Source organism: Hymenobacter sp. BT559 (assembly GCF_016427535.1).
Taxonomy (GTDB): Bacteria; Bacteroidota; Bacteroidia; order Cytophagales; family Hymenobacteraceae; genus Hymenobacter.
Genome location: NZ_JAELXV010000011.1, coordinates 74,142 through 101,140 on the forward strand (window position 1 = coordinate 74,142; position 26,999 = coordinate 101,140).

The following is a 26,999-nucleotide window of genomic DNA, read 5'->3' on the forward strand; positions in this document are numbered from 1 at the left end:
GTTCTATAAACGGGCCTAGGGATGAGAGGCACGCCGCCTGAGCCAGGCCTTGTTGAGTTTTTAATTGGGAAATAACTACTTCGTTTATAATGGGCAATATCACCGGCTTCAAAGAATACCCGCGCACTGCGCCGCCTAAGGCGGCCCCGACCGAGCGCGTGGCGCACTACCAGGAGTTTATCGGCCTCTACCCCGAGCCGGAGCTGCACAAGCAGTCGGCCCGATGTATGAATTGCGGGGTGCCCTTTTGCCACTCGGGCTGCCCGCTAGGCAATATTATCCCAGAGTTTAATGAAGCTGTGTATCAGCAAGATTGGCGGGCCGCTTACGATATTTTATCGGCTACCAACAACTTCCCCGAGTTTACGGGCCGCATCTGCCCCGCGCCCTGTGAGTCGGCGTGCGTGCTGAGCATCCACAGCGCGCCAGTCGCCATCGAGGAAATCGAAAAGCACATCATCGAAATCGCCTTCCAGAAAGGCTACGTGCAGCCCACTGCGCCGGTGCTCAAGACCGGCAAGCAAGTGGCCGTAGTAGGCAGCGGCCCGGCTGGCATGGCCGTGGCGGCGCAGCTCACCGAAGCCGGCCACACGGTTACGGTATTCGAGCGCGACCCGCACCCAGGCGGCCTCATGCGCTACGGCGTGCCCGACTTCAAGCTGGAGAAATGGGTGATTGAGCGCCGCATTAAGCTGCTCGAAGACGCCGGCGTAACCTTCCGCTGTAACGTCGAAATCGGCCGCGACCTGTCGGCCGACGAGCTGCGCCAGGCTTTCGATGCGGTAGTGCTGGCCGGCGGTGCCTCGGCCCCGCGCGAGCTCAACCTGCCCGGCCGCGACCTCAAGGGCATTCACTATGCCATGGAATACCTCACGCAGCAAAACCGCCGCGTGAGCGACACCCCCTTGGACAGCGAGCACATTCTGGCCGATGGCCTCGACGTGGTAGTAATCGGCAGCGGCGACACGGGCTCTGACTGCGTGGGTACCGCCAACCGCCAGCAGGCCAAGTCGGTAGCGCAGTTTGCCATGATGCACCAGCCCGGCGAAGAGCGCCCCGCCCATACGCCCTGGCCGCTGTACCCCACCGTATTCCGCACCAGCAGCTCGCACGAAGAAGGTTGCCAACGCTACTGGGGCGTGAACACTAAGGCCTACCTAGGCGACGAAAACGGCGACGTGCGCGCCTTACTCGTGAGCGATGTAACCTGGGAAACCGACGACATGGGCCGCCGCATCCGCTTCGAGGAAGTACCTGGCTCCGACCGCGAAATCCCATGCCAACTGGTGCTGCTGGCCCTGGGCTTCACGGGGCCGGCCAACGCCAGCCTGCTCGACCAATTTGGGGTAAGCCTCGACGCGCGCGGCAACGTGCACGCCCCCGAAACTACCTACCACACCAGCGTGCCCGGCGTGTTCGCGGCTGGCGACATGCGCCGCGGCCAGTCGCTCATCGTGTGGGCCATTTCGGAAGGCCGCGAGGCCGCTCGGCAGATTGACATGTACTTGATGGGTAAGACCAACTTGCCGAGCAAGAACGCGGTGGGAATGTTTTAACGAGAGGTTTAGAATGAACAGTAAAAGAGAAGCCCCGGAAGCAATTGCTTCCGGGGCTTCTCTTTTATATAAACTACAACTGCACAATATTATACCGGCATGACATCAAGCACAACGCGCTCTGGTCCAACCATAGAAATTTGCCGGTCGCACACCCATTTAGACCCATTCCCTAACCCAGCTAACGTATTGCCTTTTTCTATAACGTCGCCATTTTCAAAAATGTAGTGCGCATAGCCCCAAAGCAGACCACCTATTTCGCTGGGATTGTAATCGATAAAACGAATTTGGAAGTCTGGCAAACCGAATTGGTGGAGCCCAACTGTATCCATAAGCGTTTCGCCTGCTTTGCCATTGCTTATATTATAAAGACGGATATTAACAAGAGTAGATAAGTCTTCGTTTTCTCTACCATCCCAATCTTCAACAAGGGTTGCGGGCTTCAACAATTTCTGAGCTGTAACAGCATAGACTACCTGCGGCTTGGTGGCTTTAGCTACGGCAGCCACGAAATCCATGAATAGCTTGAAGCGGATTTTATAATCGAGGGTCCTGGTCATAAAATCCGTGAGTAGCACCTCATAGTGACAACTACGGGCAGCTACAGTGGCTTCCTTCCAATGCCAGTTTTGTTGAAAAGCCTCTTCCTCAATCTCTGCATGTGCGCTTTTTTCGTCGGGCAAAAAGATGGCGCATTGCGCAGCAACTGTACCATTGGTAAACGGCACCTCAATCTCAGGGAAGAAGAACAAGAGCGATTTACCTTCTTGCGGATGCTCAACGCTTGGATAGTACTTGCGCAACTCAGCTAGCACTACTTGCGAATCGATAACTGGCTTTTCAGTAAACAGCAGCTTTACATTCAGCATCTCTGGCACATTCTCTAGCCGCTCTTCTGGTTCGTTTTTTTCCTCTTTTTTAAACCGGTCAAAGAATCCCATAGCGAGGTAAGGTGTATTGTTTGAAAAGCTAGTGCCGCAATTTTGGCTACAATAGTAGGGAGAAGCTGCGAGCAATTTATGCTGATTATATCACTATCAGATAGCTTTCCAGCTGTTTCTCTATCTGACCCTACCCTGCTGAATAATCCCACTAAGTGCGCCAACCCGCCCGGCGAGTGCAACACCGCTGTTTGCGCCATCGTGTCTTGGGCTACAGCGGAGGCACGCTGGCGCATGTGCTGCTCGTAGTGTGCGATGGCGGCTTGCAAGTCAGGAAACTGTGGACTGGTGAGGCAGTTGCTTAGCTCCAGGGCGTCGAGCATGGCCATGTTCACGCCTTCGCCAGCGTAGGGCGGCATGAGGTGGGCGGCGTCGCCTAGGAGGGTGAGGTTGGGCTGGGCGGGCCAGGTTTGGGTGAGCGGCATGCAGTATTGCGGGCGGGGCACGCAGGCGGCGGGCTTGGTGGCAAATAGCTCTTCCCAAAGGCTGGCCCACCCGGCAAACTCCTGCCGAAACCAAGCTTGCAACTGGGCCGCGCTTTGGAAGCTGAGGCCACTGGCTTGCGCCCAGGTTTCGGGGGCTTTAAACCCGAGGTAGAAGTTTAGGCTGCCGTCGCCTTTGGCGCTTACTACCAGCGTTTTTTCGTTACCTAGGGCAAATAGTTTGCCGCCCTGTAGCAGCTGGCTAATCTGGGGCGCTTGCTGGGCCGCGTCGGGCACGGTGCCTTCCACTATCATAATGCCTGAGTAGAACGGCCGGATGGGCGTCACGAAAGGCCGGATTTTCGAGTTGGCGCCGTCGGCCCCAATCACTAGGTCGGCCGTGGCGGTAGTACCGTTGTGAAAGGCAATTTCCCAGGCTAGCCCAGTCGGCTGCATTGCCGCAAACTGCTGGTCCCAGACCACGGTACCGGGCTGTAGTGAATCAAGTAACAGGTCGCGCAGGGGGCCGCGGTCGATTTCAGGCCGGAAGTGCGCGTCGCCGAAGGTGGCCGTTTGGGCTTCGGCGTGGTCGTCGTGCAAGATGGTGGTGTGCTGGTCGGTCAGGCGCATGTGGTCGGCACGGGGACGGTAGGCAGCCCGAAAGGCATCGAGCAGACCAGCCTGACGCAAGGCAGCTAGACCCGAGTCGTGGTGCAGGTCGAGGGTGCCGCCCTGCACCCGCTCGTGGCGGCTGGCGTCGCGCTCGTACACGTGCACTGCGGCACCGCTTTGCTGAAGAAGGCGGGCCAGCGTAAGGCCGCCGGGACCACCGCCGATAATGACTATTTTCTTACCTAGGAGGAGCATGGCTGAATGCGAGTGAGATTCAGCACAAAACTATTTTTGGGGCAAGGTGGAGAATTGTATAAATCGGTCGTCTTGGTTGCGGGCCAACTCTTTGGGCACTACGCCGGCGTATTTCTTGACTTCCCGAATAAAATGGGCCTGGTCGGTGAAGTTTTGCTCGGGGAAAAGCTTGCCGGCTTTGAGATGCGAGAAGGAGGCGCGAAACCGCAGAATATTGCAGTAGGCCTTGAGCGACAAGCCAAACATTTGTTGGAAATACCGATTGATTTGGCGGCTACTCCAGCCTGCCGCGTCGGCCAGCGCCTCTACCGTAATGGCCCCACCAGAAGCATAGAGCAGGCTGAAGAGCTTGCGCTTGCGCACATCTAATGCGGGCGGCAACCGACCTAGAAGCGCCGCCGACGCCTTGGCGCAAAAACCGTCGAAATCGTCTAAGTCGCCGACCGTTACGCCTAGGTAGTCAGTTGGCAGATAAGTGCCCGTGTGCAACAAAGCAGCGATACGCACCGGCAACAGGTACTCGACCGCCAGCAACTTCCAACTGATAGCCAGCATACGGGCGCGGGGCGGAATCAGGGGAGCACTCGGCCGGCTATCCAGGCCCAGCAGCACTACGTGGTAGGGCTCGGTGGCTGAGTCGGCAAACACCAGGTCGGGCCGGCCATCGGGCACGAGCGCCACGGCTTGGGCGGCATCCGAGTAGTTGGCTAGCATCCAGAAGCTTTCCACAAACTCGGCCAGTTCAGGCGCGGGTTGTGCCGTGCGGTATTCAAGGTCTCGGAAAGCCATCTAGGACGAATTTAGTCCGCTTAGCAACTCCGGCTTGCACGCTAGCGCTAGCCAGAGTTGCCAAGTCGGGGCCGGCCTAGCTAGCCAACCTACTTCCTAGCACCAGCCACCTTCACTGAGCCGTTGCACATATCGCCCTCTGGGATGCCCGTGAGCCACAGCCGAAGCTGCTTAGTGCGGGCTTTGGTGAGCTCTTCGAGGCCATTAGAGTAGCACACGGGGAAGAAGCTACCGTATTCGACGAGCGAGTTGGCGGCGGGGTAGCGGGCTTTCATCTCGGCATCGCGAAACTGAACCCAGAGCTTTTGGGCGGTTTTCAGGCTTTGCAGAAAGGCAGTTTGGGTACGGTATTCTTTAAAAATCTGCTGATAGACGCGGTTTAGCTCTTGGTCGGCCTTGCGGTAGGCAGCATCGGCCTCTTGGTTCATCTGAGCCTGCGACTGACCGAAGCTGCTGATACTAAAGAGGCTGCACGCCAGTAGTAGAAGGAGGATTTTCATGAGTTGCGAAAAGGCACGGAGCTGTTTGATACTCGCGGGCATACGGTAGGCACAGGCATTTTGCTACCTGGCTGGTCCGCCAGCCAGTCCTAGAGCTGCTTGCTTAAAAGCAGCCCGCTGTACGAATAGCCGTTTATGTTCACGCCTTGCAGCGGCGCAAACGAGACACCCTGGCGGGCGGCTACCTTGTGCAGCTGCGGCACCACGATGCCGGCCGTGGCCCCTACAGCGTAGCCCACAATGTTGTCGGACAGGAAATGCTTGCCGGCCTGAATGCGGAAATACGCCACGGCCGCGGGCACGGCTGCGGCCGCCCCCCACACGTAGGGCTGGGCCGGTGAGTCGGGGTTATAATCGTGGAAGACCTTGGCCGCAAAGAAGGTAGCGGCGGCCGTATGCGCCGTGTGACCCGCGAAGAATGAGTTGGTTTGGATGCGGCTGGTGCGCAAATCGCCTCCTTCAGAGCCGTAGAGGAAGGGCCGATAGCGCGGAATATTACTGATGGAGGTAGTAAATAGCGCGTCGGCCGCCAGCACGGTTTGCACGTAGAGCGCCAGCGTTTGGCCGTAGTGGCTGCGAATGGCCGGGTTTAGGGCCAGCAGGCCGGGGGCTATCACCAACGAAGGGTAGCACAGCAGGTCGCTGGCCGTTTGGGCGCGGGCACTATAGTAGCCGGCCGAAAAGCGGTCGAATCTTGGCACGTCTTCCTTGCGCAGCGCGGCCAGCTCGGTGGCATTCAGGCCGCTGCGTTGCATGGAGCGGTAGAGGCCAAAGCCGCTCACGGCCAGCTCGCCGGCAATAATGGGCGCATCTACGGCAAAGCGCGTGTGGTAGGGCGAGGGGGCTTTTTGGGCAGAGGCGGGGACGCTGGCCAACCCTAGGGTGCCAGCAATTACTAACGCGGAGAAGTTCTTCATACAATTAGAAATGAGCCTAAACGCAGCCATTATGGCTAGGGTTATTCCCTAGGTGCTTAGTCTGCCTGCGGCAAGAGTAAGGCGTGGTAATACGCTACAAATTCGCGAAGCAGCGAGTAGATGTCCCGCCACTCAAAATAAGCGGGGCTCGCGCCGCTCACTGCCGTGAAGCCAGCCTGCCGAAACAGCAATTTGGTGCGGCTGATGTGGTAGAACTGCGACACAACTAACACGCTCCGAATGGGCTGCGCAGCCCGCAGGCGGGTCGTGTTGCGCACGGTTTGCTGAGTAGTATTACCGGCATTGTCCACGATAATAACAGAATCGGGCACTCCGTGAGCGCGCAGGTAGTCGCGCATTTTGGTGCCCTCATAAAATCCCTCCTTGCCCAGCCCGCCGCTCACTAGCAATTGCCGCACGTAGCCACTGCGGTAGAGCGCCAGCCCGCACGCCAAGCGTTGGGTTAGCCGCTGCGACAGCGTACCATCCTCATTGACCTTATTGCCCAAAACCACACCTAGGTCGGCCCGCTGCTGGTCATCGCGCAGGCCATCCCAAGTGATGACCAGCGTATGCACCAGCACCCAGGCCGCCAGCAGACCCAGGCCATATTTTATTTTTCTGAGCCAGGAAGGACGATAATGCATAGCAGTCTAATACTTGCGTTGCAAGGCATTGAATCCTAGCAGCTCCGCCCCCGCCAGCGCTGTTGACACAGCTTGGTATAGTGGCTCCAAATCGAGGCGCGACATACCTAGGGCGCGCACTAGCAGCACATTATCGCGGGCCTGGGTCACGGCTACTACGTAGGGCCGGCCGGCCAGTGTGGCGTGCAAGTCCGTTTGGCCGGGCGGCGGCAGCTGGCGTAGCGCGGCAGCCAGCCGCTGAAACTGCGCGCCGGCGGGCGGCCCCACCAAGTAGAGTGACAGCGCCGAATGATACGGCCCAAACGTGGCCTGCGAAGTAGCCAAGTGCTCCTCAGGCAGCAGGGCGAAGCGGTCGAGCAGCGTGAGGCGGCCGGCTACCGTCACGCGCAGCTCGGTATTGAAAGAGGTGAAGGCAAATTTCTCGCCTAGGTCGGTGCGGCCGGCGTGGGTCCAGTCAGCCAGCAGTAGGGTAGCGCTTTCGTGCAGGTGCCAGTGCTGGGCCTGGTGATAGCGGCTATCCGCTTGGGGCACTAGCGGGTCGGGCAGCACCACGGCCAGGGCGTCTTCGGCTACGTAGCCTTCGGTAAGCTGCTCGGCGTGGCGGCCGTCGATGCTCTTGAAAATACGCGTGTTGGCCTGGGTGCTGAGCAGCAGGCGGCTGCTAGCCTCGCAGCGCACGCGCAGCCGGATGCTGTCGCCGGCCAGCAGGCCGCCGCCGTAGCTAGCCAGCACAGCGTGGCAGGCGGGGCCGGCCGGGGCGGCGGGGTTGATAATCTTGAGAGGCTGGAGGCTGCGGCTGGCCACCAGGCGCGACTGGCCGCGCACCTGGGCCACGGTGAGCGCGCTCCACGGGGTGGCGTTGTCGGGCATTGGGGTAGCAAGGTAGCGCGGACTTTTAGTCCGCGAATACTTCCGCTAATACTCGCGGGCTAAAAGCCCGTGCTACGGCCCGGCCGCCAACCTCGCGGCCCGAATACTAGTTATACGGCCACCTATTCTTATCATTTCTCATGGAAAACCTAACCGGAAAAACTGCCCTCGTAACGGGCGCAGGCAAAGGCATCGGCAAAGCCGTAGCTGTGGCCCTGGCCAAAGAAGGCGTAAACGTGGGCCTGCTGGCCCGCTCTACCAATCAGCTAGAAGAAGTGGCTGCTGAACTGCGTGCCCTAGGTGTGAAAGCCGCCGTAGCCTCGGCCGACGTGGCCGACGAAGCCGCCGTAACCGCTGCTGTGGCACAGCTCAAAGCCGAGCTAGGCCCAGCCGATATTCTCATCAACAACGCGGGCATCGGCACGTTTGCCAAGTTCCTGGAGATGCCCTCGGCCGAATGGGAGCGCATTATCCGCGTCAATCTGCTGGGCGTGTACTACGTGACCCGCGCTGTATTGCCCGACATGCTGGCCAAACAAAGCGGCGACATCATCAACGTGGCTTCTACTTCGGGGCAACGCGCCTCGGCGGGCAGCAGCGCCTACAGCGCGTCTAAATTCGCCCTCATGGGCCTCACCGAAGCGCTGATGCAGGAAGTGCGCAAGAGCAATATCCGGGTGTCGGCCCTCACGCCGAGCACGGTCGCTACCGAATTGGCCATCAACAACAACCTCACCGACGGCAACCCCGACAAGGTGATGCAGCCCGAAGACCTGGCCGAGTTTATGATTGCGCAGCTCAAGCTGAACCGCCGCATTTTCATTAAGGAAGCGGGCATGTGGTCGACTAACCCATAGCGAGTAAGCACGCGCGAAGACGGTTGTCCTTGCGAGCGCAGCGAAGTAATTATAGCAGGACGGGCTGCCTAGGCTCCGTCAGGGTATGATTGCCTCGCTACGCTCGCAAGGACAACCGTTTTTCTTTTTACCCTGTCGGATGCCCTTCTTGTGCAATCCGCTCCAAATCGGCATCGTACTGGCGCACGCCAGTACCCTACCCTATGCCGCGACTGCTACTCTTCCTGTTTTTCTGCGGAATATTTTCTACCGCCCAGGCGCAGCAGCGCCTCGCGGCGGCTCGGCAAAGCAGCTACCTCACCAAGGTTTTTCGCCTCACCGAAGCCCAGACGCGGCACCTCTACGAGCACGGCCTAGGTGCTGCCCGGCCCGATTTTTTTGCGGTACCCGTCGATTCGTTTCCCACCGACAGCTTGCGGCCCCGGCGGCTGCCGCTGGGCTACTACCTGGTGGCCCACACCGAGGGCGCGCAACTAGTGTACTGGCTGCGCACCGAAACCAACCGCACCGTGGAGGTGCTCAGCAACCAAATAGACCTGGCGCTGGTGGTGCGCGACTCGCTGGGCCGCCTGCTGCCAGGGGCGCAGGTGCGGCTGGGCCGACGCCCGGTGCCCTTCGATGCTGCTACCGGCACCTACCGCCAGGCGCGGCGCGGCCACGCGGGCCTGCTGGCCGTGTGCTACGGCGGGCGCACTACGTTTCACGCGCTGGAGCAGCCTCGGCAAGGGCTGTATTCGCTGGGCGGCCGGGTGTGGCGGCGAGTGGTATTTGGCTGGCCGCTGGGCTATGCCGCGAGGCCGCTGTACCAGCTGGGGCGCGACCTAGGGCACGCATCGAACACCACTACGGGTTTGGTGGGACTACTGCGCTCGCCCTTCGATGAAGACGTACGCGACGAGCGCCAGCGCACGCGGCAGTACCAACGCAAGCAGCGCTGGGTTAGCTATTTGGTACTGAGCCAGCCACGCTACCGGCCCACCGCCGACACCCTGCGCCTAAAAGCGCGGGTGCTGCGCCGCAGCAGTGGCCACCCCTACCGGGGGCCGCTTACGCTGTGGCTGTCGGGCCGGGGCGACGACAAACGAATAGCCAAGCTGCGCCCGGTGCGCCCCGGCTCTTACGAGTACGTGCTGCCGCTGGCCGATACGCTGGGGCTGCGGGCTGATTCTTACGCCTCCCTCGAGTTGAAAGACGCGCGCGGCACCGAGCTGGCTAGCGGCGACTTTCAGGTGGAGGATTATGAGCTTGATAATGCGCATTACACCTTGCGCGTAGCCGAAAAAACCCAGCGCCACGGCCAGCCGCAGGCCGTGTACCTGCGCGGCACCGATGCCAACGAGCTTCCCCTGCTTGAGGCGCGGGTGCGGCTGGCCGTAGTGCCGCAGCGCGAGCCGGGGGCGCTACCTAGGCAACAGGTTTTCATAGCCGATACGCTCTGGACGCACACCCAGGCCCTCGACCCGGTGGGCGAAACCCGCATCAACCTGCCGCCCGGCATTTTCCCCGACGTGGATTTTAGCTACGCGGTGCAGGCCACCTTCCTCACCGCCGACAACGAGCGCCACCTCGAAACCGCTGCCGTAGCCTACCAGCGCGACCCCGGCCGGCTGCTCCTCACGCTCAGCGCCGACTCGGTGCGCCTGAGCTACGACTCGCTGGGCGTGGCGCGGCCCCACCGCGCCACGCTACACCTAGGTGGCCGCGAGGAGCCTGGCCGGGCCGCCACCCCAGCCCACGCCGTGCAATTACCGCTCAGTGTGCCGGTCGATTTTCTTGCCGCTACCTACCGCCTTACCGATGCGGCGGGCCGCTCGGCCAGCCTCGACCTCGACGCTGGCAACGCCAACCTTAGCCTACGCTCGGACCGCACCGCCGACTCGGTAGTGCTAGCCGTGAACAACCCGCACCAAGTGCCGTTCTGGTACTTCGTATACCGGGGAAATGCGCTGCGCTACCGAGGCTACGGGTCGGCGTACCAATTAAAAATCAAGGATAAAAGCGCGGTGGCTTGGCACGTATCGATGCACTATCGCTGGGGCGCGGCCCTGCGCGTGGCCGAATACACAGTGGGCGCGCCGCCCCGCCAGCTGCTGGTAGCCACCGACCAGCCCGCCGTGGCCTACCCCGGCCAGAAAATCAAGCTTGGCTTCACCGTCACCGACGAGCGCGGGCGGCCCGTGCCCGATGCCGACCTCACGGCCTACGCCTACAACCATAAGTTTGGCGCGCCGACCCTGCCGGCCGTGCCCGCGCTGGCGCGGCCGGTGGTGGGGCGGGCGGCCCGGCGGCGCTTCAAGCTGGGCGCAGCGTTCGACCAACGTGCGGCGGCCCATCAGCCGCTGCCGTGGGCGCGCTGGCGCACGCAGTTGGGGCTCGATTCGCTGCAATTTTACCGCTTCCTATATCCGGCAAGCGGCGCGTTTCAGGAGTATCGGCCCGCGCCGGGTGGGCTCACGCAGGTAGCGCCGTTCGTGGTCGACTCGGGGCGGGTGCTGGCCCCCATTGCGGTGTACATCGATGGGCAGCCGGCTTACATCCACGACGTGAACGAGCACGACCCGTACACGATGGTGGCCGACAGCGGCCGCCACACGCTGAGCCTGCGCCTGCCCGGTCAGCTCATTACCCTGCGCAAGGTGTACCTGCGCCCGCAGCACAAACTCACGCTGAGCGTAGACCTCCACCACCCTAGCCCCGAGCTGACAGTGGAAAGGCGCCCGTACCTGCTCACACCCGCCGAGCAGCTCACACTGAGTCGTACTATTTTGTTGGTCGATGAGCCCCGCAACGCCGCCTTTACCGCACTGCGGCAGGGCCGGCTGCTGCGGGTGCTGCCAGGCTACAGCTACGGGCTGGGTCGCCACCAGGCCGGCCCCTTCCGGCCCGATTCACTATTGCTACGCCACGCGAATGGGCTGCGCCTCAAATTTTTATTCGAACCGCTGTTTGCCTATACGCCGCAACCCAAGCTGTTAAAAATGGTGGCCGTGCCACCGGCTCGCTTTGGCCGGCTCGATGGGTCGGGCCTACGGGCTGCGCTGCCACTAGCCGATTTTGCCCTCACCGAGGCCGACATTCGGTCTCAGCTCTACCCCGCTCCGTTCGAGCCCGAACCCGAGCTCGACGAGCCTACCCGTACGCTGCCCGGCCAGGGCCGCCTAGCCCTGCGCCTGCCGCCGCGCCTCGATACGGCCCGATACCCGCTACCCACGCTGCGCTACGTGCTGCTCACGCGCCCCGACCAGCCCAAGTACCTGCGCCTGAGCCGGCAGGGGCAGCTACCCGCCCTGGCCCCCGGCCGCTACCGAGTAGCCGTGCTGCTCAGCGACAGCACCTGCCTGGCACCTAGGGAGCTGGCCCGTGTGCAAGCCAACGGCCAACTGTATTTCCAACTGCGCTGGGCCGACCGGCAGCCAGCCGGGGCACTTAGCCGCCGCATTGGGCGGCTGGTGCGGGCGCGCTACTTCCGCGTGACGCAGGAGCCGGCTGCGACGCCGCCCGCTCGGCCGGTGCCCGCACCGCAGCTACTTCCTAGGCGGTCGGGGCCGCCCCAGCCTAACTGGCGCACGTTGCGCGGGCAGGTGCTGGATGCTGAGACCGAAGAGGGCTTGGCAGGGGTAACGATTCTGGTGAAGGGCACAACCCTCGGTACTGTTACTGCTATCGATGGCAGTTTCATGCTGCGCATACCACCAGGCAGCCTTACGTTACTCGCCGCTTATGTTGGCTATACATCTGAAGAACAGGACATCACCACTACTAATGAAATCTATTTCAAGCTGGGCATAAGTAACTCGGCTCTAAATTCGGCGCTGCACGAAGTGGTAGTAGTGGGCTACGGAACACAAATGCGGAGTAATCTATCCGCATCAATAGCCACGGTATCAGGTCTAAGTGGGCGGGTAGCCGGTGTGAGCATTAGTTCCAGCAACGGCTATGTCCACAGTGGTATTAGGATTCGCGGTAGTAGCTCTCTGTCTGGCAATAATCAATCGTTGCTCGTGGTCAATGGCCAAGTGTACAGCGGCAGCCTCGCTGATATTTCGCCCGATAATATCACCAACGTAACAGTGCTGAAGGGCACCGAAGCCACGGCCCTCTACGGCTCCCAGGCCGCCAGCGGCGTGCTCATTATCAGCACCACGGGTAGCCCTAACCTAGGCAAGCTTAAGCTGCTACCCACCCCGGCCCCGCCCACCCTGCCCGACGTGCCCACCGGCGACCCGCGCCTGGCATTGCGGCGCCGCTTCCGCGACTACGCTTGGTGGCGGCCCACCCTCGTCACCGACGCGCAAGGCCGCGCCACTACCGACGTGGTACTGCCCGACGACGTAACCAGCTGGGACACCTTCGTGATTGGCTCGGACGGGCACCGGCGCACGGGCGCGGCTACCGGGCGGCTGCGCTCGTTTAAGGGCCTGCTGGCCGAGCTGGCCGGGCCGCGCTTTCTGGTGGCCGGCGACCGGGCGCAGGTGCTGGGCAAGGTTTTGAACTACCACCCCGACACGGCGCAGGTGACTACCACCTTTAAGATAGGCACGCAAACCGTGCGCAGCCAGGCGCGGCGCGTGGGTACCTCGGTCGTTGATACGCTGACGGTGGCCGCCCCGGCCACCGGGGCCGATTCGGTGCAGGTTACGTTTAGCCTCGCGCAGCCCTCGGGCTACGCCGATGGCGAGCAGCGCAGCTTCCCGGTGCTGCCGGCCGGCACCCGCGAGCACCTGGGCACCTTCGCGGCCATCATGGCCCCCGACACTACCCTGACGCTTCCCCTAAATCCCACCCTAGGGGAGGTCGCGGTGCATCTCGAAAGCGACGCGCTGCCCACGCTGCTGGCCGAGATTCGGCACGTGCAGGAGTACGCCTACCTCTGCCACGAGCAGCTGGCCTCCAAGCTGCTGGCGCTGCTGCTAGAGCAGCGCATTCGGGCGGCGCGGGGCGAAGAATTTAGGGGGCAGCGAGCGGTGCAGGCGCTCATTCGCAAGCTGCAGCAGGGCCGGCCGCAGCCCGAGGCGCTGTGGGGTACCTGGCCGGGGGCCGCGCCCAGCGTCTGGGTGTCGGCCCACGCGCTGGAGGCCCTGCTAGCCGCCGAAAAAGCGGGTTTCAAAATCGACCTCGACAAGCCGCAGCTGCAAGCCCGCCTGCTGCGCGAGCTGGATGAGCGCCTAGGTGCCCCCACCCCACCGGTAGTGCTGGCTGCCCAACGGCGCGGCACCGCTGCGCTTCCCACCCCGCCTAACCCCGACGCCGACGAAGCCCTGCGCCTACTGCGCTTGCTGCACCAGCTCGGCACTGCCACCGACTACCGCACCTACCTCGATCGCCTCGACCGTGCTCAGCCCGGCCGCCGCGCCCTCGACCGCTACCTGGCCAGCGTAGAACTGCGCCAGCAGTTGGGCCTGCCCTACCAGCTCGACAGCCTGCGGCGCTACCGGCTGCGCACTGAGCTGGGCGGTGCCTTCTATGCCGATACGGCGGGCCGCAACACCTACTACCGCTACCTGCTGCCCGACCGCGTGGGCACTACTCTGCTGGCCTACCGCGTACTACGCACCCAAGGCGGTCACGCCGCCGAGCTAGCGCGACTGCGCACGTTTTTGCTAGGCCTCCGGGGCGGTAGCTACTGGGGCAGCACCTACGAGGCCGCTCAGATACTGGCCACCATCGGCCCCGACTTGCTAGGTCCTGGTGGGCAAGCGGCCACGGCTCAAGTGCGCCTGGAAAGTGCGCCGGCCGCCGAGGCGGCGGGCACCATCAGCAAGTTTCCTTTCACCTTGAAGCTACCCGCTACCGGCGCACTTACCCTACACAAAACCGGCACCCTGCTCGTGTACGCCACCGCCTATCAAACTCGCTGGAATCCCGCACCCACGCCCGCTGCCAAGCCCTTCACCGTAACTACTACCCTAGGTGGCCAAACTGGCCACCGTATTAGCCTACGCGCCGGCCAGCCCGCCGAACTTGTTGTGACCGTGGATGTGAAAGCGGAGGCGCGCTACGTGCTGCTCGAAGTGCCTGTTCCGGCGGGCTGCTCATACGGCCCCAACCCAGCGCGCCACCCACTCGAAACCCACCGCGAAAAGTTGCGTCATCAGACCGGCATTTTTATTGACCGGCTGCCGGTGGGGCGGCATACTTTCCGGGTGGCGCTGCAGCCACGCTACCGCGGGCAATACATCCTTAATCCCGCCCGCGCCGAGTTGGTGTACTTCCCCACCAAGTTTGGCCGCACGGGCAGCAAGCAGGTGGGCATTCAGTGAGCCGTAACCCCTGCCCTAACCTTAAGTAACCCGAACCATTGGTTAAGCGCTATAGGCAGGCTAAGCGAGAAAATAGCCCGTTCACCGCCCGTTTTGGATTATTCACCTAAAAAGCCGACAGGCCGAAAAACGCCCCAATAGTTTTGCGTCAGCTAAGTGCAATTCGCCATCGGTGGCGACCTCAAACCCAGCCCCGCCATGCTGTCCGCCATGCGTTATTCGTCCGTTGCTGCCCCGGCCCCCGTTGCGGCTCTTCGCTGCCTTGTCGTCGATAGCGACCCCGGAGCGGCGGCCGCTTTGGCGGCCTGCGTGCAGCAGGCGCCGTTTCTTACCCTGGTGGCCAGCTGCACCAGCCCGGCGCAGGCGCTGGCCTACCTGCGTACACAGCCCGTCGATGTGCTGTTTTTGCCCATCGAGCTGCCCCTGCTAGAGGGCTTGCGGCTGCTGCGCCCGGCAGGCCAGGGGCCAGCCGTGGTGCTCACCTCTACCTACCCCGACTACAACCTGCAGAGCTATGGCACCTACGGGGTGGTCGACTACCTGCTGAAGCCCTTTTGCCCGACGCGCTTTCGGCAAGTGGCGGGCCGCCTGCACACCCAGCGCCCAGCCGCTGCCCCGGCCCTCGCGGGCGGCCTGCACACCCAGCCCCGCCCCGATGGCCTGTACTTGTGGGTAGATAAGCAACTGGTGCAGCTACGCCTGTCTGAAGTGCTGTATGTAGAGGACCTAGGCGGCCGCACGCGCATCAAAACCCTGCACTACGAGCTAGTTACCGAAGAGCCTTTTGCCGCGCTGGCCGACCAGCTGCCCGAGCCACAGTTTCTGCGCATCAACGCCACCTGTACCGTGGCCCTGGGCCACACTACGGCCGTAGTTGGCAATGCCCTGGCCGTGGCGGGCCGGCGCCTGCCTCTAGGGGCAGCCTTGCAAGACGAAGTACTGGCCCGCGTGTTTCAAACCAGCCTGTAAGCTTACTAACATAGGTGTGCTTTGCTACGCAGTGGCAGAAATGAGTTTACTCGGCCTTAGCAACTGCTTTAGCGGTACTATTCAGCTTAAAAACTGCACACTGCTCAGATAATATCTGGCGGGCGGCTTTTGGTCATAACCAGCCCGTTTTTCTTACGTTTGAGGCGTACCTACTTCTATTGGTCCACCTTATTCTGTTATGAAAAAGTCGTTACTTGGCTTGGCGGCGCTCGCCGCGCTGGCTGCCTGCCGCGAGTCGAACACAAGCGTGAAGAGCGCTCCTTCGGCCGAGCCCATCGCGGCCACCAAAACGCTGTGCTACGATACCACCTACGCTACCCCGGCGCAGCAGCCCCGCACCTATTCTTACACCACCGATATTGTGGTGGGCACTGGCAAAACCGTAACCGTACCGGTGCAGATTGACTGGACTACCGTGGCCGACGGCGGCTGCCCGCAGGTGGCCTCGGTGCGCGTGTATCAGCTCGGCGCGGCCGACTTGAGCACCAATGTCATTGTCAAAACGCTGCGCGATGCTGCCTGCAAGCCCGGCCCGCTCCCCAATAGCGCGCAGCGCGCCGCTACCGGCGCCGTGTACGTAAATCTGACCTGCCAAGCCAAAGCTGTGCGGGCCTTCAGCAACTTCCGCTTTATGCTTAACGGCCTGGGCTACCACGACTCGCTGGAGCCAACTCTAACGCCCACTACCACCTCGGCACGCTAGCTGCCGAGCTTGGGTTTTCTTACAGCAAGTCCTGGCCACTGGCCGGGACTTTTTTTATGGCTAGGCTTCAGCTTATGCGCCATCCCTGGCTTTCGCTTGGCCGTAGGCGTACCTGGCACCTAGGCCGCTTTACCAGCCTGGTTCATCCTATCAGCTTTCCTATTCCTCATGTCCCGCTTATCTCGTTTCTTTTATCAGAATGGCTTATTACTTGTCACGTTTGGGCTCATTGCGAGCGCGCTGCTTGGCCAGGTGCTTACGGGCTGGCACGACAACAACGATGACTTGCAGCAAATGGGGCTAGTCCCCCTCACCCTAGGCCAATACTTGCACTCGGGTCACTTACTCGAAGCCACATTTGAGAATTGGGAAAGCGAGTTTCTGCAGATGGGCGTGTACGTGGTGCTTACCATCTGGCTGCGCCAAAAAGGCTCGCCCGAATCTAAAAAGCTTGACGAGCCCGAGGAGGTAGACCAGCAGCCCGACCCCGCCAAGCCCGGCGCGCCCTGGCCAGTGCGCCGGGGCGGTGTGTGGCTGCTCCTCTACCGGCACTCGCTGAGCCTAGCGTTGTTTGGGTTGTTTTTTGGGGCCTTCTACCTGCACGCCCGCGGCGGAGCCACGGTCTACAACATCGAACAAGCCCACGAAGGCAAGCCCCTCGTCACGGTGTGGGGCTACTTGCACACGGCCCGCTTCTGGTTCGAGTCGTTTCAGAACTGGCAAAGCGAGTTTGTTTCAATCTTCTCGCTGGTGGGCTTGTCGATTTTCCTGCGCCAGCAGGCCTCGCCTCAGTCCAAGCCAGTAGATGCTCCTACCACCGAAACCGGCAAGTAGCCCACCTAGGGGCTTGCTGATAAGGCCCTAGGCCGGCAGTGCGGGTAGCTCCAGGTAAAACGTAGTGCCTTGCCCTTCGGTGCTCTCAAACCAAATACGCCCTTGGTGCAGGTCCACAATCGTTTTTATCACCGACATGCCCAGCCCTGTACTGCGCTCGCCACGCAGCCCGGGCCGCCGCGCTTTGGTAAACTTCTCAAATAATACTCCCTGCAAGTCCGCAGGAATCCCGACGCCGTTATCTGCCACTTGCAATAAGGCATGCTCCCCCCGGCGCTCAATACTCACCATTAATTGCCCGCCGTCGGGCGTAAACTTTATAGCATTAGAAATCAAGTTGTTGACAACCTGCTGCAGCTTATTAATGTCGAAGCTGACGTAAATGGGCTCCTCGCTAGCCACAAAGCCGAAGTTCAGGTGCATATGCTGTTCTGAGTGCTGATACTCCTCCATCAAGGTGCGCAGCCACACCACTAGGTCGGCCCGGTCGAAGCGCATCTCCACGTTAGACGATTCTAGAAACTCGTTATCTACAAAGTCCCGAATCAGGTTTATGCCTTGCGTGCACGTGCGCTGCATCAGGTGCAGTACCTCCTGCACTTTGTCGTCAGGCGTAGGCAGCTCCCATGTGAGGTGCTCGGTTAGCTGCTGCAGCAAAACCAAAGGGGCAGCTAAGTCGTGCGACAATATTTCGAGCGTCGCATTCTTCTTCGAGTTAAACTTTTCCCCGTTAATCAGCACTTCCTTTTCGCGCGTGGTGTCCCGCGCCGATCCCACCAAGTAATGAGCACCAGTGGGCAGTTGCCGCCGGCACACGCTCACCTGCATCCACTGAGGCCCTTGGTTACTTCTGCTGAGGCGTATCTCCACGTCCTGCACTAGCTCCTCGAGCGCGGCCTGCGCCACGCATTGTTGCAAAAACTGCCAGTCGTCAGCGTGCACCCGTGTCAGCAAGTAAGGCAAATCGTCGTTGATATGCTCGCCGGGGTCACCAATGATACGCTCGTAGGCAGCGCTCACGTATACTACCCGCTGCGCGCCTAGGTCGTAAGCGAAATATATCTCATTGCGATGCTCGAACAGCGGCCGGAGTAGGTCTAGGTATTCAGACATACGCGAAGGTACCTAGCGTTAAGCTTACCCCCTATACTTCGTATCTCCTAGTCTGTGTGTCTATCATCGCAGCATACCAAGTACTGCATCCTGCGCTTGCTAGAGCCCCTTTGCCGCACCACCTAGGGGCCGCAGGGTTTTGTTGGCATGCACAGGATGCACGAAGACTATGACCTTAATTGAGCGATACCGACGCTTGGTCAAACAGCTTGGTTAAGTACAACGGCTCTCCAACCACAACGGGTACGCTGGTAAGCTCTCGCTCAGTTGCCTTAACTGCTGCTTCGATTACTTCCGCTTCGCTGGCCTCTATAATAGCATAAGCCACTATCTCAGCTACAGTAAGTGGCTCCGTTAAATTGGATGGCCGAGAATAAATTATAAAATCGAACACCTCATATAAATCCGGCAATACCCCGTCATTATCCTTTACAACAACATCGAACGCATCTTTGTAGCACGAATATTCCATATATAATACAATAATTAACTTATCAACAACATCGCAAATTTAAGCTATCAAAAAACGTAAAAGCAAAGCGTTTTTGCATTTTTTTTATTTATCTGGTTTTAATCACAGGGTATATCGCCTGCGTACCAATTTTAGCTTCCTGCTTCTGGCTGACCCGGCTTTCAGGGGCTTCATAATTGCCTACTACGTTCTCGCTATTGAGGCTGCCAACTGAGAAAGCTCCACTCTGCCTAACCATTACATAATGGAGCTTACTAGCTAATAACCATACTCTTATTACTGCACCTATTACTATTCACGAACTCAAAAGTCAGCTATAAGGCACGCAAGAAGTACCACAGCTGTCCTAGAAGCCAGAATATTAGCCGATATACCCATAAGCTGATAACCGCCAGCGTAATAAGCATGAGCAGATAAAGTGCATTATCGCTACTGTGGCGGTTAAACATAGATATCGTTGTCGTAGATTCCTGCTATATAAGCAAGCCAATTATCATCCACCACTAAAGCTGGTACTCGGAAGCTACTTATTTGGACAAATCTAATGCAAGTAGTGCATCTATAACAACCCGCTCTAAACGTTAGTCAGTTGAGCAACGCGAACTATTTACCCGCTAAACGAATCCATTTTATCCTACTAGAGTCAGCCACTCTACTACTCTAAATATCCAATAACTTGATATCCAATAATAAATGTACACTTTTGGCGCTTCTGCGCTATCTCGCATCCGTAAGCGCTCGTTATTAACTAGTGGTCCTGCTACTTTCTATATCCACCCTGTATTGGGCCGTAGAGGATACCAAGAGAAGAGCGTATCCTTAGCGTGTGACAATCACGTGGGTAAAATCGGCTCCCAGCCACGCACGTTCTCGCACCGACGCTACTGTAGCGGCTGGAACAGGACCCGCCTTATTAGGCAACAACCCGGCTTGGTATTCGAGCTGATAGTTTACCGCTGGCAGGTAATTAGGGGGGGGTGGCTGAGTGGTCATCAAGTTATTCTACGCACATGACCGGCTTCTGGGTTACTTAAAGTAGTAAGGGTGCAGTGTAAAGACTTTTTCATTTTTATTAAGCACCGCTAATCAACACGTTTGTCAGCTAAAAACTGCAAGGCTATTAGCTTGATTCTCGTCAGGCTCAGGCTTAGTATTGTCTCACTAACAGTTGTTAGCAACAGTGGTATCACAGTTGGCTATGAAATGGTGTATAAACATGAAACGTTACCATCTCAAGCGCATCAGCCATAAGCTACTACCTCATAAAACAATGACTATTTTTTTTACAACCTTCTGAATGCCTTAACTATATAATAATAAATAAAACAGGATATTATATTAAGCAAACTATCATACTAATCATCTAGGTGGTATTTCTTCCCTATCTACCCATAGTATCCAAGCAAGTCTACCAACGACACAACTCTTGCCTTAATACTAATCAGATTTCCCTCAGATAGTGAACCGGCGTTTAAAATCTACCGTTAGCAGGGTATGTAATCCCACCCCGCTCTCTTATGAAACGCTCGGCTCATCCTCTCGTTCATCAATCCACTGCTCCACTCGAAGCCCCAGGCTTATCTTTTGGTGTTCTCCGTACTGCATTCGTTGGTGTTCTCTTCGTGTTGATTCTACTAGTAGGGCTGTTCTTTTTTTTACGCGCCCGGGCTCCTCATGAGCCGGCCTTAGCCACCCCCAAAGCCGCACAGGCGCCATTACTACGCATAGCAGCAGTATCGGCCGCTACCCTTTAATTTATATGGCCTACTGGCTACAGTGTTGTCTTTATACCCTGTTAAGGCTTTGGGTTTTCACAAGCACGATATAGTCGATAAATACAAGGCAATTTTGAATTGATTCAACAAAGTATTTTAATTATATATACAGCATTCTCTTAAGTTCAACGTTATCTATAGCGGCCCCTTTTGCGCGATGCAAAAGGGGCCGCTGCCATAATATTCTGGCAGACAGATAAGCAGAGCTAAGCGATGCCATCTTATTTCATTTGAAACGCCCATGCTTAGCCGAATTGGCTACTTTAGAGATGCAGTTGTAAGAAGGGATAAGATTATCCACCAGCTAGACAATTTACAAGGTAACGTGGCCATAAATCATTATTTAACAAAAAGCATATATAAAAAACAACAGCGTGCGCATACTACTTAAAACCTCCTCATATGCTTAATTTATTCGATTGTTTATTAATATCTTATTATCTAATCTTGTTACTATTATGCTACATACGCAGACCCATTAGTTCTGAGATGTTAGCACTATTAAGTCACTTTTCTTAAAAATTTGTTTTTATTTTCCCATCCTATTACTTGAAATTATTCAATTACGGGTTAACTTTCTGCCTGTATAATACGGATTAGTAGCTCCGTATTTAGCTCTTCTTTTCATTCCCACCACGCTTCGAAGTATGTTCACCAGTTTATTAGTTACCCTACTTTGGGTAATCGGCGGCTTGGCAATCTACTGCTATTTAGCCATTTGGGTTTTCGTCCTATTCATTCTTGCTTCTATTGTCAGCTTCTTTGCTTTCGCACTAGTGCAACATAGCACTCTCTCCCAAGAGCCGCTAGAGTAACAGCGTGGCTATAACTACGGTACGAGATGGCTGTTGCACAACAGTCAACGTTGCGGCTATTGAGTTAGTCGCTTAATATTGCAGATACCAAGTACTAGCGCCTTGCCTACTCGCGTACAGGGAAGGCGCCATCTGCATATGCGCTATGAAAGACATCAACGCCTTTCTTTATGGCAAAGTGGTTGCCCGTAAAATGAAGGCAATCGAAAACTCCATGCAAGTGCTAGCCGAAAAGCATCAGGATTATTTTGCTAGCCAGAGGTCTAGGTACGCCGCAGAAGGTGAGCACCGCTCCGCCACGCTGGCCGAGTATGTACAGCCACAGTGGGTTAATCTGCAACCTGTACTTTGGGTAGACCCCGCCTTGCCTGCCGACATTGCGGCCGAGTGCACTGCCTATTTTAAGATAGCTATCAACTAAGGAAGTTCGCTATTCTAAAATAGTAATCGGTGTGAGTGAAGGTTACTACACAAGGCACATGCTTTTATTTTGCCGTGGCAGTCGAGCCGCTACTACCCTTCCAAGAAAGTCGCGCAAATACGTCGTGAGGCAGCAATAACGCGCCATAGAGCATATCAGTACGCTGCTGCGGCTTGGTGCGCCAATAGCCTGTTAGCCACTCTACCTCCTCGGTCGTAAGAGCAGTCATCGAGCCTTGATGGCTATGAAGCTTGTCCCACCCTCTGTGGGCTAGAAGCTGCCCAGCGTGTGTTAAAAAAGCCTGCAGCTCACTTATTTGGCGCGGGCCTGTGCGATATTCTACACTGATATAGTGTCCTGCCGGATGCTCTAGCAAGCGACCAACCGAATTCTCGAAATAAATGTGAACTGTAGAAGACGTAGTCGTATACACAGGTTGAATTCGTTACTGTTCTAACTAGCAATTATTTACTAAAAAGCTAATTAGAGACATCTGCAGTTGGGTCAATTCCTGTCAAACTACGAAAAAAATCTGCCTTGCGGATTGTGATTGTCCGCTTTATCACGACTTAAATACTCACTGCGTCTCGCAAGACCTACGTTCTGCGCAACATAAGTACACAAACGCCCTACTTCTACCAGCTAGCTGGTATTCAGCAAGCAGTAAGTGGCCTTACGCCCGCTAACATATACCTGGGCCTCGCTAACCCGCAGGCTTGTCGAAAAAGACTATGTGCCAACCGGCACCACGCCACCCCATCAGCGTAAAGGTTTGCCCAGAATCAGGGTCGGCAGAGGTACTAGGGGTATCATGAATCGGCGGGGGCTCTGGTAGCTTCCCAGGCATCAACTCCGGCCATATCAAATCGACCAAATACGCTTCTTCACCTTTTATAGTCCGCATCGCTTCCTTTCTCTTTTAGCTACTTGCCTCCCACCCTATCGCCGTTAATACAGAGGCAGTTGTTACACAGTTTTTGCACCTATCCTCCTCAAGCCCTGACTCTTTTAGCGAGCAACGCTTACCGAGCACAGTCTTTGCCTCTTCTCATCCCAGATGGCCATCACATAAGCCCGCCGGTCAGGAACTTCTTGGCTCAATAACATACCTAATCACTAGCTAACTCATGCAATGTACGTTGGCTGGTTCTTAAGTAAGTTATTACCCTTCGCGCGTTAATCTCTAGTAGGCTTGTGCTTAAAAGCAAGCAACCAACAGGCACTCACTAAGTCAGGTTGACCTCATACGCTTAGTTAATGCAGAAGCCAGTATAAACTGCCTAGGTTAGCATAATTTGCTTATGTGCCCTTTACCTAGGCAAGTCACCAGACCGTTCACCTAGCAAGCGGCTATTTAGCGGCGGGGCTCTTGTAAGCGTCAGCTTGAGCCTGCTGTGCCCGCGGGGTTGCCGGTTGCGCGGAGGCTGGTCCTTGGGCAGCTTTGCCTTGCATTCTGGGGAATGCATAGGCAATGAGAGCCGCAGCTACTGCAATGGCAAGCAGAAACAAAAGCATACCTTTTCTCAGCCTTTTTGGCACTGGGCGGCTAGCATCGTCAGTAGGTAGTTGGGGCGGATGTGGCTGCATACAGGCAAAGGAAAGTGGGCTAGCTTGTACGTGAGGGCAGCATCGGAGTTATGGGCTCTAGTTGCACACCGTCAGTTTTAAACTCCCGGATTGAGAACAAAGGACTTCATCATTTGTAGGAGCATGCCATCGGTGGCGCTTAGCCCAGGAGCGCTCAGATTTAGTTGCTCCGGCGTAACATACCCCGCCAACTCGGCAAACTCAGCAGCTGACACTGGCCGAAAGGCCATAGACCAATCGGCAAAGCTGCGCTGCGCAATGGGTTTATCAGCGAATTTGAATACTTGCTCATGGCGCCCATCCTGAAGTAGCCGCGCGTAGAGCATGGCTAAAGCAGCCTCATCACCCTCGATAATCTGCATAAATTGCCCATCGCCATATACTAGGGCGCCTGTTATATTTTGCTGGGCATTCGCAGTCCGGGCCTGTGCTAGTAGAGCAGCTAGCTCGTCGTCTGTCGGGCGCTTTGTAGCCCGGCTCAAGTAAATAATATGATGCATAGGTGCGAAAGTACATGTGCAGGCCTTGGCATACTCTATCAAGGCGCAGTCGCCGAATTTCCGCCTAGGCTACGCATGCTGCACTCTACGTTATAAACTCTTAGTATTCACAGTCTAACGCTTTCACATAGTTTATACACAACCGCTACCCAGCCCCTAGGCGACTTGCAACTCCTCCTCGCGATAGCAGTCCCAGTAACCCTCATCGAGGCTATACACTAGCACGCGATGCACTATACTCGTCTTCGGATGCCGTTCTTTTAATTGCTCCGCCAGGTAACTATTCGGGGCGCAGTACTAGTCACCGGCAATACCTGATGCCCTAACTCATACGCAAATACCCATGTTACGCTAGCCCTTACAACCGTTGCCGGCATCGCCACAGCTTCAAGTGGCACTACGGCACAAGTATTCTCGTGCCAAGCTAGCAGTTTGTTACAATCCGGGCAACGCGGCTCGCTCATTTCTGACTCAAAATCCGTTTTATTATCGGCGTGCGTTGCAAAATCTATCTCTTCATACTCCTGTTCCTGTTCTTCAGACACATACCGTATGTTCTTAGCTGCCATAGCTTTTTTTACTAATCTACATAGCGCTAACTGTATTGGCAAGCTTCGACGTTTTTCAATTCGTGCTCAGTTATTCATCTCAGATGATTTTTATCGGTGACAATACCCTAGATACTATCTAACCAGCATCCTATTCATAGCTAACCACACTTGGCTTTCTCTATGTCAAGCATTATCTTCAATCGAGCACTAACGTACATGCTCTTAAAAAACGCTTTCGTCTTCTCCATAACACGAAGACACAACAGTTTTTCCAAAGGAACTAACTACAACAAAAAACCCCCTCTTATCTGAGGGGGTTTTAGTGGCTCCGCTGGGATTCGAACCCAGGACCCGTACATTAAAAGTGTACTGCTCTACCAGCTGAGCTACAGAACCGATACCTTTGCGTTCACAACTCGCGGTGTATTACCGTTTTTGTGGGTGCAAAAGTACAGCATCATTTTGAATCTGACAACCTTGCTGCTAAAAAAAACCTCCCTATTCCAAGCCATTACATTGCTGAGCAGCTTTATTGTATTGCCTCTCTGCATCTTGGCTTCATCAACAGACATTAAAAAAATTGCGGTTGATACTAATGCCTCACAGCCCGCAAAGATTGAAATAGCCGACTCGTTATTTGAGCAAGGGCAGTTCAAGACCGTACTACCACTTTATCGAGCCCAAATTTGGCAACAGCGAAAGGTATCAGCGCGCCTTTTGTTACGACTAGCGTACGCTGAGCATCAGCAGATGCACTATGCTGCCGAGATACTGTACCTTAATATGGCTTTAGTGCGACAGCCCCGCTTGAGTACATGGCGACAGCTAGCCAGCCTTGCACAGCGGCAGCGCTTGGTAGGCTACCCTACCACTTGGCAGCAAGAAATAAGGGTACAAATACAGCGCTATTACTATCCGATATTACAGGGGCTGCTGAGTGTAGCAGTACTATTAGCAGTAGGGCTCATGCTACGACGCAGGCGCACTAGCCAAGGAATATGGCTCTTCTACAGTGTATATTTACTTGGCACCATCGCTTACCTCTATTTGCTGCGTCCGTCGTCAACTAGTATTGTCGCACGCCCCGGCGTAGCCTTGATGGCTGGCCCAGGCGCAGGCGCAGCTTGGCTAAGTACTGCAGCCCCTGGTGACCGCTTGCCCGTACTTGGGCGCCAGGATATCTGGCTACGTGTGCGCTGGCAAGAGCGCGTAGCCTATGTGCGCGCCGGCGACACTTTTGTAATTGAATGATTATACTTATAACATGAGGCGTATTATCAGCTAAAAATATATAGCTGAATACCTCTGCTTAGACGAAGTGCACTTAATTTTTCTATTATAAATTATCTATCAGCGCAAGATGTAGCTATTATTAACTTTATCAAATAGAGTTAACAATAATAAATTTATACCAAGTCCTATTCCTATTATATCAAAAGAAAAAAGAAGACACAGGCTATAGAACATCAGCAATATCAATAATTAACCATATATCTTTTATAATTCTCCTTCTTCTTTACGAAATTTATTTAGCACCATTTTATCCATTAATCCCGGTAGCCATTTATTTAAGAAAACGACCAGCTTACCCTCATTGGTAAGTACGAAGCTGCGTTGGCGTTTTTCCACTGCCCGACGCAAATGATGAGCAACTTCTTCACTTGTCATCATTTTTTCCTCATCGCGTGGAGTATCATTCTGAGTCTGCCCATCAGCAAGCAATGCAGTGTGTCGAATATTAGACGCTGTAAAACCAGGGGCAGCAGTAAGCACATTTACACCCTGAGGTAGTAACTCAGTACGCAATGCCTCAAGAAAACCATTCATTGCAAACTTAGATGCTGAATAGCCTGTGCGTCCTGGCAGCCCCCTATAACCTGCGATACTGCTAATTCCTACAATTGTACCTTTAGAAGCCAATAGGTACGGCAAAGCTGCTTTGGTTATATATACTGTACCAAAGAAATTAGTTTGCATAAGCTGTTCTAAAACCTTTACATCAGCATCAGCAAACTTTGCGCGCATACTTAGTCCTGCATTATTAATAAGTACATCGAGGCGGCCAAAAGTGGTTATAGTCTCAACAACTGCACGATTAGCATCGGCTGATATACCTACATCGCCTTGCACCGCATGACATTTAATGTTAGCAACTGTCAAATCAGCAATCGTAACTGCTAGCTTCACCGCGTCACGCCCTGTAATAACTACATGCGCCCCTGCACGGCCAAACTCAAATGCGCAAGCTCGGCCAATCCCAGATGTACCACCCGTGATTAAAACAACTGTGTCTTTCATAATCGAGAATAAGAGGCTAAACTATTTCTTGCAAATTACAATACCCACAACTTATCTATGCGCAATAAATAAGCACAACTTTATTCTACGCGCAAGTGTGGGTATATAAGCAATCTAGTATTTACGCTCATAACCTGCGAAATCATTGAATTAAATGAACCATATTCAACAATGAGGTTGAATGCGGGACGGGCTAAAATGCGGAGAGCCCCCTGCCGGGCGCTGGTCAAAGCGCAAGGGCAGGGGGCTCTCTCGTTGTAAAGTTGGCGGCGACCGACTCTCCCACCGGTGAAGGCAGTACCATAGGCGCACCG

General features: G+C 56.4%; 19 protein-coding genes and 1 tRNA gene. 8 read left to right on the forward strand and 12 right to left on the reverse strand.

All coding sequences use genetic code 11. The features are described from left to right. Nucleotides 1–89: 89 nt before the first annotated feature. On the forward strand, nucleotides 90–1,556 hold the full coding sequence (locus JAO77_RS22830) for a glutamate synthase subunit beta (RefSeq protein WP_198992859.1): 1,467 nt from the start codon (nucleotides 90–92) through the stop codon (nucleotides 1,554–1,556). A gap of 89 nt (nucleotides 1,557–1,645) precedes the next feature. On the opposite strand, the gene JAO77_RS22835 is transcribed toward JAO77_RS22830, so the two are convergent. The 7 genes from JAO77_RS22835 to JAO77_RS22865 all read right to left on the reverse strand — a co-directional run bounded on the left by JAO77_RS22835 (nucleotide 1,646) and on the right by JAO77_RS22865 (nucleotide 7,509). Beyond that, nucleotides 1,646–2,497: a DUF4261 domain-containing protein gene (locus JAO77_RS22835; protein ID WP_198992860.1), complete on the reverse strand. Its 852-nt coding sequence runs from the start codon at nucleotides 2,495–2,497 to the stop codon at nucleotides 1,646–1,648. Continuing rightward, nucleotides 2,440–3,786 carry an FAD-dependent oxidoreductase gene (locus JAO77_RS22840; protein ID WP_198992861.1) on the reverse strand — a complete coding sequence of 449 codons (1,347 nt, stop codon included), beginning with the start codon at nucleotides 3,784–3,786 and terminating at the stop codon, nucleotides 2,440–2,442. The genes JAO77_RS22835 and JAO77_RS22840 overlap by 58 nt, the downstream gene beginning before the upstream one ends. Nucleotides 3,787–3,816: 30 nt before the next feature. Continuing rightward, entirely contained in the window at nucleotides 3,817–4,575 is a 759-nt protein-coding gene (locus JAO77_RS22845; RefSeq protein ID WP_198992862.1) for a helix-turn-helix domain-containing protein, read from the reverse strand. Nucleotides 4,576–4,664: 89 nt separating this feature from the next. Then, nucleotides 4,665–5,075: a lysozyme inhibitor LprI family protein gene (locus JAO77_RS22850; RefSeq protein WP_198992863.1), complete on the reverse strand. Its 411-nt coding sequence runs from the start codon at nucleotides 5,073–5,075 to the stop codon at nucleotides 4,665–4,667. A gap of 89 nt (nucleotides 5,076–5,164) precedes the next feature. Continuing rightward, on the reverse strand, nucleotides 5,165–5,992 hold the full coding sequence (locus tag JAO77_RS22855) for a phosphatase PAP2 family protein (RefSeq protein ID WP_198992864.1): 828 nt from the start codon (nucleotides 5,990–5,992) through the stop codon (nucleotides 5,165–5,167). 56 nt (nucleotides 5,993–6,048) lie between these two features. Beyond that, nucleotides 6,049–6,639, reverse strand: coding sequence for a YdcF family protein (locus JAO77_RS22860; RefSeq protein WP_198992865.1), 591 nt, complete (start codon nucleotides 6,637–6,639; stop codon nucleotides 6,049–6,051). 6 nt (nucleotides 6,640–6,645) lie between these two features. Next, nucleotides 6,646–7,509, reverse strand: coding sequence for an urease accessory protein UreD (locus JAO77_RS22865; protein ID WP_198992866.1), 864 nt, complete (start codon nucleotides 7,507–7,509; stop codon nucleotides 6,646–6,648). A 140-nt stretch (nucleotides 7,510–7,649) separates the two neighbouring features. On the opposite strand from JAO77_RS22865, the gene JAO77_RS22870 reads away from it, so the two are divergent. From JAO77_RS22870 to JAO77_RS22890, 5 genes are all read left to right on the forward strand, one after another. Further along, nucleotides 7,650–8,366, forward strand: coding sequence for a 3-ketoacyl-ACP reductase (locus JAO77_RS22870; protein ID WP_198992867.1), 717 nt, complete (start codon nucleotides 7,650–7,652; stop codon nucleotides 8,364–8,366). A gap of 203 nt (nucleotides 8,367–8,569) precedes the next feature. Then, complete coding sequence (locus JAO77_RS22875) at nucleotides 8,570–14,626, forward strand: carboxypeptidase-like regulatory domain-containing protein (RefSeq protein WP_198992868.1); 6,057 nt, start codon at nucleotides 8,570–8,572, stop codon at nucleotides 14,624–14,626. Nucleotides 14,627–14,782: 156 nt separating this feature from the next. Beyond that, on the forward strand, nucleotides 14,783–15,595 hold the full coding sequence (locus JAO77_RS22880; RefSeq protein ID WP_198992869.1) for a LytR/AlgR family response regulator transcription factor: 813 nt from the start codon (nucleotides 14,783–14,785) through the stop codon (nucleotides 15,593–15,595). 199 nt (nucleotides 15,596–15,794) lie between these two features. Beyond that, nucleotides 15,795–16,319, forward strand: a complete 525-nt coding sequence (locus JAO77_RS22885) for a hypothetical protein (RefSeq protein WP_198992870.1) — start codon at nucleotides 15,795–15,797, stop codon at nucleotides 16,317–16,319. 168 nt (nucleotides 16,320–16,487) lie between these two features. Continuing rightward, entirely contained in the window at nucleotides 16,488–17,153 is a 666-nt protein-coding gene (locus JAO77_RS22890) for a DUF6766 family protein (RefSeq protein ID WP_198992871.1), read from the forward strand. Nucleotides 17,154–17,180: 27 nt separating this feature from the next. Here JAO77_RS22890 and JAO77_RS22895 read toward each other — a convergent pair whose 3' ends face one another. Beyond that, the gene (locus JAO77_RS22895) at nucleotides 17,181–18,266 is read right to left on the reverse strand and encodes a PAS domain-containing sensor histidine kinase (protein ID WP_198992872.1); all 1,086 of its coding nucleotides are present in this window, start codon (nucleotides 18,264–18,266) and stop codon (nucleotides 17,181–17,183) included. Between the two features lie 175 nt (nucleotides 18,267–18,441). After that, on the reverse strand, nucleotides 18,442–18,738 hold the full coding sequence (locus tag JAO77_RS22900; protein WP_198992873.1) for a hypothetical protein: 297 nt from the start codon (nucleotides 18,736–18,738) through the stop codon (nucleotides 18,442–18,444). Between the two features lie 2,783 nt (nucleotides 18,739–21,521). On the opposite strand from JAO77_RS22900, the gene JAO77_RS22905 reads away from it, so the two are divergent. Beyond that, a complete protein-coding gene (locus JAO77_RS22905; protein ID WP_198992874.1) occupies nucleotides 21,522–21,749 on the forward strand; it encodes a hypothetical protein in 228 nt (75 codons plus the stop codon). Nucleotides 21,750–23,413: 1,664 nt separating this feature from the next. Here the strand turns inward: JAO77_RS22905 and JAO77_RS22910 are convergent. Together JAO77_RS22910 and JAO77_RS22915 are read right to left on the reverse strand one after the other, a co-directional pair. After that, entirely contained in the window at nucleotides 23,414–23,836 is a 423-nt protein-coding gene (locus tag JAO77_RS22910; RefSeq protein WP_198992875.1) for a BLUF domain-containing protein, read from the reverse strand. An 874-nt stretch (nucleotides 23,837–24,710) separates the two neighbouring features. After that, nucleotides 24,711–24,783: transfer RNA gene (locus tag JAO77_RS22915), tRNA-Lys, on the reverse strand. Between the two features lie 45 nt (nucleotides 24,784–24,828). Between JAO77_RS22915 and JAO77_RS22920 the strand changes: the two genes are divergently transcribed. After that, on the forward strand, nucleotides 24,829–25,638 hold the full coding sequence (locus JAO77_RS22920) for an SH3 domain-containing protein (protein ID WP_198992876.1): 810 nt from the start codon (nucleotides 24,829–24,831) through the stop codon (nucleotides 25,636–25,638). Nucleotides 25,639–25,884: 246 nt separating this feature from the next. Here the strand turns inward: JAO77_RS22920 and JAO77_RS22925 are convergent, their stop codons facing one another. Further along, on the reverse strand, nucleotides 25,885–26,685 hold the full coding sequence (locus tag JAO77_RS22925) for an SDR family oxidoreductase (protein WP_198992877.1): 801 nt from the start codon (nucleotides 26,683–26,685) through the stop codon (nucleotides 25,885–25,887). Nucleotides 26,686–26,999: the final 314 nt, after the last annotated feature.

Bases quoted from the DNA above. Each gene is read 5' to 3' on its own strand.
- JAO77_RS22830 (WP_198992859.1), top strand. From the start codon at position 90: ATGGGCAATATCACCGGCTTCAAAGAATACCCGCGCACTGCGCCGCCT.
- JAO77_RS22835 (WP_198992860.1), bottom strand. From the start codon at position 2,497: ATGGGATTCTTTGACCGGTTTAAAAAAGAGGAAAAAAACGAACCAGAA.
- JAO77_RS22840 (WP_198992861.1), bottom strand. From the start codon at position 3,786: ATGCTCCTCCTAGGTAAGAAAATAGTCATTATCGGCGGTGGTCCCGGC.
- JAO77_RS22845 (WP_198992862.1), bottom strand. From the start codon at position 4,575: ATGGCTTTCCGAGACCTTGAATACCGCACGGCACAACCCGCGCCTGAA.
- JAO77_RS22850 (WP_198992863.1), bottom strand. From the start codon at position 5,075: ATGAAAATCCTCCTTCTACTACTGGCGTGCAGCCTCTTTAGTATCAGC.
- JAO77_RS22855 (WP_198992864.1), bottom strand. From the start codon at position 5,992: ATGAAGAACTTCTCCGCGTTAGTAATTGCTGGCACCCTAGGGTTGGCC.
- JAO77_RS22860 (WP_198992865.1), bottom strand. From the start codon at position 6,639: ATGCATTATCGTCCTTCCTGGCTCAGAAAAATAAAATATGGCCTGGGT.
- JAO77_RS22865 (WP_198992866.1), bottom strand. From the start codon at position 7,509: ATGCCCGACAACGCCACCCCGTGGAGCGCGCTCACCGTGGCCCAGGTG.
- JAO77_RS22870 (WP_198992867.1), top strand. From the start codon at position 7,650: ATGGAAAACCTAACCGGAAAAACTGCCCTCGTAACGGGCGCAGGCAAA.
- JAO77_RS22875 (WP_198992868.1), top strand. From the start codon at position 8,570: ATGCCGCGACTGCTACTCTTCCTGTTTTTCTGCGGAATATTTTCTACC.
- JAO77_RS22885 (WP_198992870.1), top strand. From the start codon at position 15,795: ATGAAAAAGTCGTTACTTGGCTTGGCGGCGCTCGCCGCGCTGGCTGCC.
- JAO77_RS22890 (WP_198992871.1), top strand. From the start codon at position 16,488: ATGTCCCGCTTATCTCGTTTCTTTTATCAGAATGGCTTATTACTTGTC.
- JAO77_RS22895 (WP_198992872.1), bottom strand. From the start codon at position 18,266: ATGTCTGAATACCTAGACCTACTCCGGCCGCTGTTCGAGCATCGCAAT.
- JAO77_RS22900 (WP_198992873.1), bottom strand. From the start codon at position 18,738: ATGGAATATTCGTGCTACAAAGATGCGTTCGATGTTGTTGTAAAGGAT.
- JAO77_RS22905 (WP_198992874.1), top strand. From the start codon at position 21,522: ATGAAGGCAATCGAAAACTCCATGCAAGTGCTAGCCGAAAAGCATCAG.
- JAO77_RS22910 (WP_198992875.1), bottom strand. From the start codon at position 23,836: ATGCATCATATTATTTACTTGAGCCGGGCTACAAAGCGCCCGACAGAC.
- JAO77_RS22925 (WP_198992877.1), bottom strand. From the start codon at position 26,685: ATGAAAGACACAGTTGTTTTAATCACGGGTGGTACATCTGGGATTGGC.